General features: G+C 42.8%; 22 protein-coding genes and 2 pseudogenes. 23 read left to right on the top strand and 1 reads right to left on the bottom strand.

Features of this window, described 5'->3' with window-relative positions; genetic code table 11:
• Window positions 1-3: 3 nt before the first annotated feature.
• The 23 genes and pseudogenes from rplV to E0H81_RS11665 all read left to right on the top strand — a co-directional run bounded on the left by rplV (window position 4) and on the right by E0H81_RS11665 (window position 12,174).
• Complete coding sequence (gene rplV / locus E0H81_RS11775) at window positions 4-333, top strand: 50S ribosomal protein L22 (RefSeq protein ID WP_039619839.1); 330 nt, start codon at window positions 4-6, stop codon at window positions 331-333.
• Window position 334: 1 nt separating this feature from the next.
• Window positions 335-1,151 (top strand): annotated as a pseudogene (gene rpsC, locus E0H81_RS11770) (30S ribosomal protein S3).
• Window positions 1,091-1,504, top strand: a complete 414-nt coding sequence (gene rplP, locus E0H81_RS11765) for a 50S ribosomal protein L16 (protein ID WP_067868565.1) — start codon at window positions 1,091-1,093, stop codon at window positions 1,502-1,504. The pseudogene rpsC and the gene rplP overlap by 61 nt, the downstream one beginning before the upstream one ends.
• A complete protein-coding gene (gene rpmC, locus E0H81_RS11760; protein ID WP_005012982.1) occupies window positions 1,504-1,701 on the top strand; it encodes a 50S ribosomal protein L29 in 198 nt (65 codons plus the stop codon). The genes rplP and rpmC overlap by 1 nt, the downstream gene beginning before the upstream one ends.
• Window positions 1,698-1,955: a 30S ribosomal protein S17 gene (gene rpsQ / locus E0H81_RS11755; protein WP_131269173.1), complete on the top strand. Its 258-nt coding sequence runs from the start codon at window positions 1,698-1,700 to the stop codon at window positions 1,953-1,955. Before rpmC ends, rpsQ begins: the two co-directional genes overlap by 4 nt.
• Window positions 1,956-2,047: 92 nt before the next feature.
• Window positions 2,048-2,416, top strand: coding sequence for a 50S ribosomal protein L14 (gene rplN / locus E0H81_RS11750; protein WP_004650480.1), 369 nt, complete (start codon window positions 2,048-2,050; stop codon window positions 2,414-2,416).
• 9 nt (window positions 2,417-2,425) lie between these two features.
• Window positions 2,426-2,746, top strand: coding sequence for a 50S ribosomal protein L24 (gene rplX / locus E0H81_RS11745; protein ID WP_067868562.1), 321 nt, complete (start codon window positions 2,426-2,428; stop codon window positions 2,744-2,746).
• A 16-nt stretch (window positions 2,747-2,762) separates the two neighbouring features.
• Entirely contained in the window at window positions 2,763-3,299 is a 537-nt protein-coding gene (rplE, locus tag E0H81_RS11740; RefSeq protein ID WP_067726643.1) for a 50S ribosomal protein L5, read from the top strand.
• Between the two features lie 9 nt (window positions 3,300-3,308).
• Window positions 3,309-3,614 carry a 30S ribosomal protein S14 gene (gene rpsN / locus E0H81_RS11735; protein WP_131269172.1) on the top strand — a complete coding sequence of 102 codons (306 nt, stop codon included), beginning with the start codon at window positions 3,309-3,311 and terminating at the stop codon, window positions 3,612-3,614.
• 12 nt (window positions 3,615-3,626) lie between these two features.
• Window positions 3,627-4,022 (top strand): 30S ribosomal protein S8, encoded by a 396-nt coding sequence (gene rpsH, locus E0H81_RS11730; RefSeq protein ID WP_131319108.1) that lies wholly within the window; start codon window positions 3,627-3,629, stop codon window positions 4,020-4,022.
• 13 nt (window positions 4,023-4,035) lie between these two features.
• Window positions 4,036-4,569, top strand: a complete 534-nt coding sequence (rplF, locus tag E0H81_RS11725) for a 50S ribosomal protein L6 (RefSeq protein ID WP_067868556.1) — start codon at window positions 4,036-4,038, stop codon at window positions 4,567-4,569.
• 14 nt (window positions 4,570-4,583) lie between these two features.
• Complete coding sequence (gene rplR, locus E0H81_RS11720; protein ID WP_004281497.1) at window positions 4,584-4,934, top strand: 50S ribosomal protein L18; 351 nt, start codon at window positions 4,584-4,586, stop codon at window positions 4,932-4,934.
• Between the two features lie 2 nt (window positions 4,935-4,936).
• A complete protein-coding gene (rpsE, locus tag E0H81_RS11715) occupies window positions 4,937-5,434 on the top strand; it encodes a 30S ribosomal protein S5 (protein ID WP_067726635.1) in 498 nt (165 codons plus the stop codon).
• A 6-nt stretch (window positions 5,435-5,440) separates the two neighbouring features.
• Window positions 5,441-5,617 carry a 50S ribosomal protein L30 gene (rpmD, locus tag E0H81_RS11710; RefSeq protein ID WP_067726633.1) on the top strand — a complete coding sequence of 59 codons (177 nt, stop codon included), beginning with the start codon at window positions 5,441-5,443 and terminating at the stop codon, window positions 5,615-5,617.
• Between the two features lie 3 nt (window positions 5,618-5,620).
• Complete coding sequence (rplO, locus tag E0H81_RS11705) at window positions 5,621-6,061, top strand: 50S ribosomal protein L15 (protein WP_067726631.1); 441 nt, start codon at window positions 5,621-5,623, stop codon at window positions 6,059-6,061.
• 45 nt (window positions 6,062-6,106) lie between these two features.
• Complete coding sequence (gene secY, locus E0H81_RS11700) at window positions 6,107-7,426, top strand: preprotein translocase subunit SecY (protein ID WP_171458497.1); 1,320 nt, start codon at window positions 6,107-6,109, stop codon at window positions 7,424-7,426.
• Between the two features lie 19 nt (window positions 7,427-7,445).
• Window positions 7,446-7,562 carry a 50S ribosomal protein L36 gene (gene rpmJ, locus E0H81_RS11695; RefSeq protein ID WP_000867907.1) on the top strand — a complete coding sequence of 39 codons (117 nt, stop codon included), beginning with the start codon at window positions 7,446-7,448 and terminating at the stop codon, window positions 7,560-7,562.
• Window positions 7,563-7,668: 106 nt separating this feature from the next.
• Window positions 7,669-8,025: a 30S ribosomal protein S13 gene (rpsM, locus tag E0H81_RS11690; protein ID WP_053579520.1), complete on the top strand. Its 357-nt coding sequence runs from the start codon at window positions 7,669-7,671 to the stop codon at window positions 8,023-8,025.
• A 19-nt stretch (window positions 8,026-8,044) separates the two neighbouring features.
• A complete protein-coding gene (rpsK, locus tag E0H81_RS11685) occupies window positions 8,045-8,431 on the top strand; it encodes a 30S ribosomal protein S11 (protein ID WP_001040166.1) in 387 nt (128 codons plus the stop codon).
• 12 nt (window positions 8,432-8,443) lie between these two features.
• Entirely contained in the window at window positions 8,444-9,070 is a 627-nt protein-coding gene (rpsD, locus tag E0H81_RS11680) for a 30S ribosomal protein S4 (protein ID WP_131269171.1), read from the top strand.
• Window positions 9,071-9,088: 18 nt separating this feature from the next.
• Window positions 9,089-10,096 carry a DNA-directed RNA polymerase subunit alpha gene (locus tag E0H81_RS11675; RefSeq protein ID WP_131319106.1) on the top strand — a complete coding sequence of 336 codons (1,008 nt, stop codon included), beginning with the start codon at window positions 9,089-9,091 and terminating at the stop codon, window positions 10,094-10,096.
• Between the two features lie 18 nt (window positions 10,097-10,114).
• On the top strand, window positions 10,115-10,480 hold the full coding sequence (rplQ, locus tag E0H81_RS11670; RefSeq protein WP_067726622.1) for a 50S ribosomal protein L17: 366 nt from the start codon (window positions 10,115-10,117) through the stop codon (window positions 10,478-10,480).
• A 203-nt stretch (window positions 10,481-10,683) separates the two neighbouring features.
• Window positions 10,684-12,174, top strand: a complete 1,491-nt coding sequence (locus E0H81_RS11665) for a flavin-containing monooxygenase (protein WP_131319104.1) — start codon at window positions 10,684-10,686, stop codon at window positions 12,172-12,174.
• 50 nt (window positions 12,175-12,224) lie between these two features.
• Here E0H81_RS11665 and E0H81_RS11660 read toward each other — a convergent pair.
• Window positions 12,225-12,383, bottom strand: a pseudogene (locus E0H81_RS11660) (IS4 family transposase); the annotation flags it as partial.

Genomic DNA, 12,383 nt, shown 5'->3' with positions numbered 1-12,383 from the left:
ATGATGGAAGTTACTGCTAAATTACGCGGTGCCGCTATCTCGGCACAAAAAGCACGTTTGGTTGCAGATTTGATTCGTGGCAAATCTATTGCTCACGCTTTAAATATCTTGAACTTCAGCAATAAAAAAGCTGCAGTTTTAGTGAAAAAAGCGTTGGAATCTGCAGTTGCAAACGCTGAACATAATAACAGTTTAGATGTAGACGACCTTAAAGTTGCTACGATTTACGTTGATGAAGGTGTGAGCCTTAAACGTATTATGCCACGTGCTAAAGGCCGTGCAGATCGTATCACTAAGCGTACTTGTCACATCACCGTTAAGGTAGGGGTTTGATATGGGTCAGAAGGTTCATCCAATCGGTATCCGCCTAGGTGTTGTGAAACGTCATAACGCTAACTGGTATGCGAGTCCGAAACAATACGCTGAATATTTGCTTAAAGATCTTCAAGTTCGTGAGTTTTTGAACAAAAAACTTAAAAACGCGATGATCAGCAAAATTCTTATCGAACGTCCTACAGGCGCTGCTAAAATTACAATTAGCACTGCTCGTCCAGGTATCGTTATCGGTAAAAAAGGCGAAGATATTGAGAAATTACAACGCGAATTAACATCTATTATGGGTGTTCCTGCGCAAGTAAGCATCAACGAAATCGATCGCCCAGATTTAGACGCTCGTTTGGTTGCTGAAGCTATCGCTTCTCAACTAGAAAAACGTGTAATGTTCCGTCGTGCTATGAAGCGTGCGGTTCAAAACTCTATGCGTGCTGGTGCTAAAGGTATCAAAGTTGAAGTTTCTGGTCGTTTAGGTGGTGCAGAGATTGCCCGTACTGAATGGTATCGTGAAGGTCGTGTACCTTTGCATACACTTCGTGCTGACATCGACTACTCATCTGTACGTGCTGAAACTACTTACGGTACGATTGGTGTTAAAGTTTGGGTATTCCGTGGCGAGATCTTAGGTGGCATGAAACAAGTCATGAACCCTGCTCCTGCTGAAGAACGTCCAGCTAAACGCGGTCGCGGTCGTGGTGAAGGTCAAGAGCGTCGTGGTCGTCGCAATGATCGTTCTGCTGAAAAAGGAGAATAATCCATGTTGCAACCTAAACGTACTAAGTTCCGCAAGGTACAAAAAGGCCGTAACACTGGTCTAGCGCATCGTGGTAGCACTGTATCTTTCGGTACTATTGGGCTTAAATCTCTCGAGCGTGGTCAAATGACTGCTCGTCAAATTGAAGCTGCGCGTCGTACAATTAGCCGTCGTGTGAAACGTGGTGGTAAGATCTTTATCCGTGTTTTCCCGGACAAACCAATTACTGAAAAACCATTAGAAGTTCGTATGGGTAAAGGTAAAGGTTCTGTGGAATACTGGGTTTGCCAAATCAAACCAGGTAAGATCTTGTACGAAATGGATGGTGTTAGCGAAGAATTGGCACGTGAAGCGTTTACGCTTGCAGCTGCTAAGCTTCCGTTTAAAACCACTATCGTTACTAAGACGGTGATGTAATGAAAACTAATGATCTACGTGAAAAGTCGGTAGAAGAGTTGACAGCTTTGCTTGATGAGCAACAGCTTAACCAATTCCGTCTTCGTATGGCTAAGGCAACTGGTCAATTGGGTAAATCGCATGAAGTTGCGCTTACTCGTAAGACTATTGCTCGTATTAAGACACTCCTTACCGAAAAACAGGGGAACGGACAATGAGTGAACAAACAGTTCGCACGTTAACCGGCAAGGTCGTAAGCGACAAAATGGACAAGTCTATTGTTGTACTTATTGAACGCCGCGTTCAACACCCGTTGTATGGCAAATTAATCCGCCGTTCAACTAAATTACACGCTCATGATGAGAACAATGTTGCTAAAACCGGCGACTTGGTAACCATTAAAGAAAGCCGCCCAATTTCTAAAACTAAAGCTTGGGCTTTAGTGGAAGTTATTGAAGCAGCTGCTGAGTAATTAGACGTTCTTGTTGCATCATCGGTTAATTTCGAGTACTCTTTGAGCCTTTCGAAATTGTAACCGGTGATGCTCGGTTTTGGAGTAGGGCAATGATTCAAACCGAAAGTATGCTCGACGTAGCAGACAACAGTGGTGCTCGCCGCGTACAATGTATTAAAGTACTAGGTGGTTCACACCGTCGTTATGCTTCTGTTGGCGATATTATTAAAGTTACTGTAAAAGAAGCTATTCCTCGCGGTCGTGTTAAAAAAGGCGACGTGATGAATGCTGTAGTTGTACGTACAAAATTCGGTGTACGTCGTCCGGATGGTTCTATCATCCGTTTTGATGACAATGCTGCTGTTATTTTGAACAACAACAAAGCGCCGATTGCAACTCGTATTTTCGGACCAGTGACTCGTGAACTTCGTACTGAACAGTTCATGAAAATCATTTCATTGGCTCCTGAAGTTCTATAAGAGGCACTCATGGCTAAGATTAAAAAAGGCGATCAAATTATTGTGATCGCAGGTAAAGAAAAAGGCAATCAGGGAACTGTTCTGTCTGTTTCAAATGACCGTGTTAAGGTTGAAGGCCTTAACTTGGTTAAGAAGCATCAAAAGCCGAACCGAGCTACTGGTGTTGAAGGCAGCATCGTAACTCAGGAAGCGACGCTTCATATCTCAAACGTGGCAGTTTTTAATGCTACAACCCAAAAGGCTGACCGTGTTGGTTACCAATTTGATGCTGAAGGCGTGAAAACTCGCGTATTCAAATCAAATGGTGAATCAGTGGCGGTAGCGAAGTAATAGGTTGATATAGGCCATGGCCAGACTTAAAACACGTTACAACGAAGAACTTAAAGCTCAATTGTTAGAAACATTGGGCGTTAAGAATGTGATGGAAATTCCACGCATTACAAAAATTACCATCAACATGGGTGTTGGTGCTGCATCAGCTGACAAGAAATTGTTAGATGGCGCTCTTTCTGATATGCAAGCAATTGCTGGTCAAAAACCAGTACTTACTTTAGCTCGCAAATCTATCGCTGGTTTCAAAATCCGTGATGGTTGGCCGATTGGTTGTAAAGTTACTTTACGCGGCGAACGTATGTACGAATTCTTAGACCGTTTGATCTCTATTGCGATCCCTCGTATCCGTGACTTCCGTGGTTTTTCTGCGAAATCATTTGACGGTCGTGGGAACTACTCAATGGGTTTGAAGGAACAGATCATGTTCCCTGAAATCGATTTTGATAAGATTGATCGTATTCGTGGTATGGATATTACCGTTACTACGACTGCTCGCACCGATGACGAAGGCCGTGCGCTATTGCGTGCATTCGGCTTCCCGTTTAAATAAGAGGTCGATATGGCTAAGAAAGGTATGATTAATCGCGAATTGAAACGCGAAAAAACTGTTGCTAAATACGCTGCAAAACGTGCTGAATTAAAAGCTGTTATTGCAAATGTAAATGCAACAGATGAAGAACGTTTCGAAGCGATGATGAAATTTCAGGCATTACCACGTAATGCGTCTCCAGTACGTCTTCGTAACCGTTGTGGTTTAACTGGTCGTCCTCATGGTTACTTCCGTAAGTTCGGCTTAAGCCGTAACAAATTACGTGAAACTGTCATGCAAGGTGATGTACCGGGCATGGTTAAGGCAAGCTGGTAAGGAGCGACTATAATGAGTATGCAAGATACCGTTGCCGACATGTTAACCCGTGTTCGTAACGCACAAATGGCGAAGAAACAAACTGTTTCTATGCCTAACTCTAAGTTGAAGGTTGCTATTGCTAACGTTCTTCAACAAGAGGGTTACATTTCTGACGTAGAAGTTGCTGATGCTGAAGGCAAAGCAACTTTAACAATTACGTTAAAATATTTTGAAGGCAAACCAGTTATCGAAACTGTGAAACGCGTAAGCCGTCCAGGTCTACGTCAGTATCGCGGTAAAGATGCACTTCCAAGCGTTAAGCAAGGTTTAGGTATTGCAATTGTTTCTACAAGCAAAGGCATCATGACTGATCGCGCAGCACGTTCTGCTGGTATCGGTGGTGAAGTTATTGCTTTTGTTTCTTAATAGGTGAATCCTCATGTCTCGTGTGGCTAAAGCCCCAGTAACTGTGCCTAACGGCGTTACAGTTACTCAGAACGGCCGGCAGGTCGAAGTGAAAGGCAATAAAGGTACATTGTCTTTCAACCTGCATGCGCTGGTCGAGCTAAAACAGGAAGAAGGTCAGCTTCATATTGCTCCAGTTAAAGAATCTAAAGATTCTTGGATGCAAGCTGGTACTGCTCGCGCTGTTCTTAACAACCTTGTTAAAGGTGTTAACGAAGGCTTCGAACGTAAGTTACAACTAATCGGTGTTGGTTATAAAGCTGCGGTTAAAGGTGATGTTGTTCATCTTAACCTAGGTTTTTCACACCCTATCGATTATAAACTTCCTGAAGGTGTAACTGCTGAAACTCCAACTGCTACTGAAATCGTTTTGAAATCAGCAAGCAAACATATGTTGGGTCAAGTAGCTGCAGATATCCGTTCATATCGTGAACCAGAGCCTTATAAAGGTAAAGGTGTTCGTTATTCGGATGAAGTTGTTCTTCGTAAAGAAGCTAAGAAGAAATAGGGCGCGAGGTTCTTATGAACGAAAAGAAACAATCCCGTTTGCGTCGTGCGAAAAGCACACGCTTGCACATCCGTGCATTGGGTGCGACTCGCTTGTGTGTAAACCGCACTCCGCGTCACATCTATGCTCAAGTTATTTCAGCAGATGGTGGCAAAGTTTTAGCGCAAGCTTCAACTTTAGATGCTACTTTACGTGCTGGCACAACTGGTAACGTTGAAGCAGCTCAAAAAGTAGGTGCTTTAATCGCAGAACGTGCTAAAGCAGCTGGTGTAACAAAAGTTGCATTTGACCGTTCTGGTTTTAAATATCATGGTCGTATCAAAGCCTTGGCTGATGCTGCTCGTGAAAACGGCTTGGAGTTCTAATCATGGCTAAAGTTGAACAAAACGAAGGTCTTGTTGAAAAGCTGGTTGCCGTTGATCGTGTAGCCAAAGTTGTTAAGGGTGGTCGTATCTTCTCTTTCACAGCATTAACTGTTGTGGGTGATGGTAATGGTCGCGTAGGTTTTGGTCGTGGTAAAGCACGTGAAGTTCCAGCTGCTATTTCTAAAGCACTTGAAGCTGCACGTCGTAACATGATTACTGTTGATCTTGTTAACGGTACTGTACAACACCCTATTAATGCTCGTCACGGTGCAAGCCGCGTTTACATGCAACCTGCTTCTGAAGGTACTGGTGTAATTGCTGGTGGTGCTATGCGTGCAGTTCTAGAAGCTGTTGGCGTACATAACGTATTGACAAAATGCTATGGTTCTACAAATGCTGCTAACGTAGTTAACGCAACTTTCAAAGGTTTGCGTGATATGACTTCTCCTGAGAAAGTCGCTGCGAAACGTGGTCTTTCAGTAGCACAAATTCAAGGGTAATCAATCATGAAAACGATTAAAGTTACCCAGACTAAATCTTCATCGCATCGCTTGAAAAATCACAAGCTTAGCCTGCAAGGTTTAGGTCTGCGTCGTATTGGTCATACAGTAGAAGTTGTTGATACTCCTTCTAACCGCGGTATGATCAACCAAGTCTACTATATGGTTAGTGTAGAGGAATAAGCCATGACTCTGCGTTTAAATACTATTGCACCTGCAGAAGGTGCTAAACGTGACAACCTTCGTCTAGGCCGTGGTATCGGTTCTGGCGTTGGTAAGACTGGTGGCCGTGGTGTCAAAGGTCAGAACTCACGTAAGAGCGGTGGTACTCGTCCAGGATTTGAAGGTGGTCAAACTGCGTTATATCGTCGTTTGCCTAAATTCGGTTTTACTAGCCAACTCGCTTTAAAAACTGCTGAAGTACGTTTATCAGAGCTTGCTAAAGTTGAGGGTGATATTGTTTCACTTGAAACTTTGAAAGCAGCGAATGTTGTACGTAGAGATATGACTCGTGCTCGTATCGTACTTTCTGGTGATATTACTCGTGCATTCACTATTCAAGGTGTTGCATTGACTAAAGGCGCTAAAGCTGCTGTTGAAGCTGCTGGCGGCAAAGTCGAGGAGTAATCGCTAGTGTCTATGTCTCCTAGTTCTTCAGGTCATGTTAACATGATGAAAGGGCAGCCGTTTCATGTGAAATATCGTGAAATTATTCGCCGAATGATGTTCCTTATTGGTGCATTAATGGTCTTTCGACTAGGAGCACATATTCCAGTACCAGGCATTAATAATGCTGCACTTGAAAATCTTTTTAATGCAAACCAGGGCACGATCCTTGGTTTGTTTAACATGTTTTCAGGTGGTGCATTAGAGCGGATGTCAATTCTTGCTTTAGGGATCATGCCTTACATTTCTGCTTCAATTATTGTGCAGTTAATGTCTACGGTTGTTCCTTCGCTGGAAGCTTTAAAGAAAGAAGGCGAACAAGGTAAGCGTAAGATAAATCAATATACGCGACAAGGTACATTGTTGCTTGCACTTGTGCAGTCTGTCGGGATGTGTGCGGGACTTATTAGTCAAGGGATTACTTTGACTGGAGGCCTAGCTTTCTACATTCCTGCTGTGACTTCACTGGTTGCGGGTACCATGTTCTTGATGTGGTTAGGTGAGCAAATTACTGAACGCGGAGTAGGGAATGGTATATCCATGATCATCTTTGCGGGTATTGTTGCTGGATTGCCGAATTTAATTATGCAATCTTTATCATCGGTAGATAATGGTCAAACAAGTCTTATTGGCTTGGTCATTTTTGGCTTGTTATCGATTGGTGTGTTAGCAGCGATTGTGTTTATTGAAAAAGCACAACGTCGTATACCAGTCAATTACGCTCAAAAACAACAAGGTCGTCGTGTATTTACTGCACAGCAGACACATTTGCCATTAAAAATTAATATGGCGGGTGTGATTCCGGCAATTTTCGCCAGTTCATTGCTTTTGTTCCCTGCGAGCTTGGGTCAATGGGTGGGGAGTGCTGATCCGAGTGCAGGAATTATCAAACGTAGCTTGCAAGATTTGGCGCTCGTGTTGTCGCCTGGACAGCCGTTGTATTTGGTGCTCTTTGGTGCGTTAATTATCTTTTTCTGTTATTTCTATACTGCGCTAGTATTTAGCCCTAAAGAAGTGTCAGAGAACTTGAAACGCAGCGGAGCTTATGTGCCTGGTATTCGTCCAGGTGAGCAAACTGCTCGTTACTTAGATCATATTCTCAATCGTTTGACCTTTATTGGCGCGATTTATATCACAGTGATTTGTTTAATGCCGATGGTATTACAGAGCTCATTTGGTATTCCATTCTCTTTGGGTGGTACCTCTTTGCTGATCGTTGTGGTAGTCGTGATGGACTTTATGGCTCAGCTACAAGCACATCTCACCTCGCATCAATACGATAATCAAACGTTAATGAGAAAAACGACTGCTCATCCTAAGGGATAAGCGCACTTGAGGTTTCATCATGAAAGTACAAGCTTCTGTTAAAAAAATTTGTGGTAGCTGTAAAGTTATCCGTCGTAATGGGGTTATCCGCGTGATTTGTAGCGCAGAACCTCGTCATAAACAGCGTCAAGGTTAATCTAATCAAGACCTGTTGATTTCAGTAGGCGAATTGGGTTAATATCCGCCCCTCAAGGTTTTTGTCGGGCGGTTGATTATCTCTACTGCCTTTTTGGAGAAAGTGAATGGCTCGTATTGCCGGTGTAAACATTCCGGATAACAAGCATGCTGTTATCTCCCTCACGTATATCTTTGGTATCGGTCGCCACACTGCTAAGAACATCTTAGCTGCTGTAGGTATTCCAACTACTACTAAGATCCGTGAATTGGATGATGCTCAGCTTGATGCGATTCGTGCAGAAATTACTAAGGTTCCGACCGAAGGTGATTTACGTCGCGAAATTTCCATGAACATTAAACGTTTAATGGATTTAGGCTGCTACCGTGGTCTTCGTCATCGTCGCAGCTTGCCTGTCCGTGGACAACGCACCAAAACTAACGCACGTACCCGTAAAGGTCCGCGCAAACCTATTAAGAAATAAGATTTCTGGAAGCTAAAAGATGGCTAAAGATACTCGCACACGCAAGAAGGTCACTCGTACCGTCTCTGAAGGTGTTGCACACATTCACGCTTCTTTTAATAACACCATTGTTACTATTACCGATCGTCAAGGTAATGCATTGGCTTGGGCCACTTCAGGTGGACAAGGCTTCCGTGGATCACGTAAATCAACTCCGTTCGCTGCTCAGGTAGCTGCTGAAGTCGCTGGTAAAGCTGCTTTAGATTACGGTTTGAAAAACTTGGACGTCCTTGTAAAAGGTCCTGGTCCTGGTCGTGAATCTGCGGTTCGTGCTTTAGGTGCAGTGGGTTATAAAATTAACAGCATTACCGATGTGACGCCAATCCCGCACAACGGTTGTCGTCCACCTAAAAAACGTCGCGTGTAAGGAGAAACATTCATGGCTCGTTATATTGGTCCAAAATGCAAACTCTCTCGCCGCGAAGGGACAGACCTGCAACTTAAATCAGGCGTTAAACCGTTTGATGTAAAAACTAAAAAACATGCTAAAGCTCCTGGCCAACATGGCGGGGCTCGTGGTAGCAAACAATCTGAGTATTCACTACAATTACGTGAAAAACAAAAAGTACGTCGTACGTATGGTGTGTTAGAACGTCAATTTAGTAATTACTATAAAGAAGCTGCTCGTGTTAAAGGCGCAACAGGTGAAAACTTGTTGAAATTGCTCGAAAGCCGTCTTGATAACGTCGTTTATCGCATGGGTTTTGGTTCTACACGTGCAGAAGCTCGTCAGCTTGTATCTCACCGTTCAATCACTTTAAATGGTCGTCGCGTTAACATCGCTTCAATCCAAGTTAAAGCGGGTGACGTGGTTGCAGTTCACGAAGGTGCTAAACAACAATTGCGTATTAAAGGCGCAATCGAGTTAGCTACTCAACGTGGTATTCCTTCTTGGATGGAAGTTGACCATTCTAAATTGGAAGGTACGTTTAAAGCTGCACCGGATCGTTCTGATTTACCTGCTGAAATCAATGAAAGCTTGATTGTAGAATTGTATTCTAAATAATCCCTTGAGGTAGCAATAATGACGCGTACTGCAAATGAGTTTCTAACTCCGCAAGCGATCAAGGTCGAAGCGGCTAGCGGGACCTCGGCAAAAGTGATTCTAGAACCCTTAGAGCGTGGCTTTGGTCATACTTTGGGTAATGCTTTACGTCGTATCCTTCTTTCTTCTTTACCTGGCGCTGCTGTGGTTGAAGTTGAAATAGAAGGGGTTGAGCACGAGTACAGTACCTTGGAAGGCTTGCAGCAGGACATCGTCGAGCTCTTGCTGAACCTAAAAGGATTGTCGATTAAGCTGTTCGATCAAAACGAAGCATATTTGACATTAGAAAAACAAGGTCCTGGCAACGTAACAGCCGCTGATCTTCGTTTACCTCATAATGTTGAAGTGGTAAACCCTGAGCATTTGATTGGCACGTTAAGTGCTTCAGGCTCATTAAAAATGCGCCTGAAAGTTTCTCAAGGCCGTGGTTATGAGACTTCTGACTCACGTTTCCCAGAAGGCGAAACTCGCCCAGTGGGTCGTTTACAGTTAGATGCTTCTTATAGCCCGATCAAGCGCGTGTCTTACACAGTTGAAAATGCTCGTGTAGAACAACGTACTGACCTTGATAAATTGATCATTGATCTTGAAACTAATGGTACAGTTGATCCAGAAGAAGCTATCCGCAAAGCGGCAACAATCTTGCAGCAACAAATTGCAATTTTTGTTGATCTTCAGAAAGATCAAGCTCCTGTTGCTCAAGAGCCTCGCGAAGAAGTGGATCCAATCTTGCTTCGTCCAGTAGATGATCTAGAGCTTACTGTTCGTTCTGCTAACTGTTTGAAAGCAGAAAATATTTACTACATCGGTGATTTGGTTCAACGTACTGAAGTTGAGTTGTTAAAAACTCCTAACTTAGGTAAAAAATCGTTAACTGAAATCAAAGATGTTCTGGCATCGAAAGGCTTGCAATTGGGCATGCGTTTAGAGAACTGGCCACCGGCTAGCCTCCGCATGGACGATCGCTTTGCTTATCGTAGCCGTTAATTAAGTAGGACTATCACCATGCGTCATCGTAATAGTGGTGTGAAATTAGGCCGTACAAGCAGTCATCGTAAAGCGATGTTCCAAAACATGGCTAATTCTTTGTTCGAACATGAGTTAATTAAAACTACTGTTCCTAAAGCAAAAGAATTACGTCGTGTTGCTGAGCCTTTAATCACTTTAGCTAAAGTCGATTCTGTAGCAAACCGTCGTTTGGCGTTTGCTCGTACTCGTTCAGCTGCAACTGTAGGTAAATTATTTACAGTTCTTGGCCCTCGTTATAAAGAACGTAACGGCGGCTATCTACGTGTTCTTAAAGCGGGCTTCCGTGCAGGTGATGCTGCACCGATGGCTTACGTTGAGCTAGTAGATCGCGAAGTTAAATAATTTCGCAAAAAGAACTTCAGTTGTTCGGAAAAAGACCGGTGTTTCACCGGTCTTTTTTTATGCCTGATGATTTTTATTGTCAGACAAATTTAGATTTTGTCCTGAACTGATATATTTTTTGTCAGATTTATTTAAACTTGACATTGTGTATTGTCAGATTTATGGTTTAATAAAATAAAGTTCAACAAGGTTATAAAAAGAACATGGAAAAGCACATTGATATTTTGATTGTGGGCGCAGGTATTTCAGGTATTGGTCTGGCTGCACACCTTTCAAAGAATTGTCCGCAACGTCAATTTGATATTATTGAACGTCGTGAAAGTTTTGGTGGAACTTGGGATTTATTTAAATATCCAGGGATTCGTTCAGATTCTGATATGTCGACTTTTGGTTTTAATTTTAAACCATGGCAAAAGGCCAATGTCCTTGCAGATGGGGCATCCATTAAAGGTTATTTATCTGAAGTTGTTGATGAATATAATTTAAAAAACAAAATTCATTTTAAACATAGGGTGGTGTCTGCTAATTATGATTCTTCCATCAGCAAGTGGGTGGTGCAAATTGAAGATGCAAATCAGAAACAACAGACCTGGATTGCTAATTTTGTACTAGGCTGCACGGGTTATTACAATTATGACCAAGGCTTCCAACCGGATTTTCCAAACCAAGCAGCTTTTAAAGGTCAGCTCATTCATCCGCAACATTGGCCAGAAAACTTCGACTATAAAGCTAAGAAAGTCGTGATTATCGGCAGTGGTGCAACCGCCATTACCCTGGTGCCTGCAATGGCAAAAGGTGGAGCAGCACATGTCACCATGCTGCAGCGTTCTCCAACTTATATCGCTTCTGTTCCATCGATTGATTTTGTATATGACAAAATGCGTAAAGTCTTGCCTGAAGCGCTTGCTTACAAACTGACGCGTGCACGTAACATTGGTATGCAACGCGGGATTTATGCGCTTGCCCAAAAGCAGCCGAAATTACTGCGTAAACTGTTACTCAAATCCATTGAGATGCAGTTGAAGGGTAAAGTGGATATGAAGCACTTTACACCCTCTTATAATCCATGGGATCAACGTCTGTGTGTGGTACCTGATGGGGACCTATTTAAGATTTTACGCTCAGGTAAGGCGAGTGTAGAAACGGATCAAATTGAGAAGTTTACTGAAACAGGTATTCAGCTGAAATCAGGCCAGCATTTGGATGCGGATATTATTGTTTCGGCGACAGGTTTGCAGATTCAAATTTTAGGTGGTATTAAAGCGACCATTGACGGAAAACCTATGGATACCTCTAAACATATGTTGTATCAGGGAATTATGGTCAGTGATGTACCGAATATGGCGATGATCATTGGTTATATCAACGCGTCCTGGACACTTAAAGTTGATATTGCGGCTGATTATATTTGTCGTCTGATTAATTATATGGAAAAGAACGGCTATGACCAGGTGATTGCTCAGGGTGATCAGACCGAATTGATGGAAGATACCGTAATGGGGAGTTTATCTTCAGGTTATATTGCACGTGCAGCGGATGTCATGCCGAAACAAGGTAAACATGCGCCTTGGAATGTGACCAATAATTATCTGGCTGATCGTAAAACATTAAAAAATGCCGGATTTGAGGATAGTGTACTTAAATTTCAAAAGCGCAATCCACAAGTTTCGTCCAAGCCTAAATTAGTTTCTTAATTCCAATTCCAGATAAAAAGGAGCCTAAGGCCACTGCTGTCCCACAATTTTTACAAGAGGAAGCTCATTTAAGCTTCTCTTGTTTGATGGGGACTTTATCGGGTGAAAATAACGCTTTTAAGGTTTTTATTTCAAATAAATTCACTTGAATTATTCTGAGTAAGCGCTGAACTGTCCAGCCTTTTTTCCCTAAATGTTGAGCGAAACTT

Source organism: Acinetobacter terrestris (assembly GCF_004331155.1).
In the GTDB taxonomy this organism is placed as follows: domain Bacteria; phylum Pseudomonadota; class Gammaproteobacteria; order Pseudomonadales; family Moraxellaceae; genus Acinetobacter; species Acinetobacter terrestris.
The sequence above is the reverse complement of the archived record's forward strand: the minus strand, read 5'-3'. Positions and strand labels throughout refer to the sequence as shown.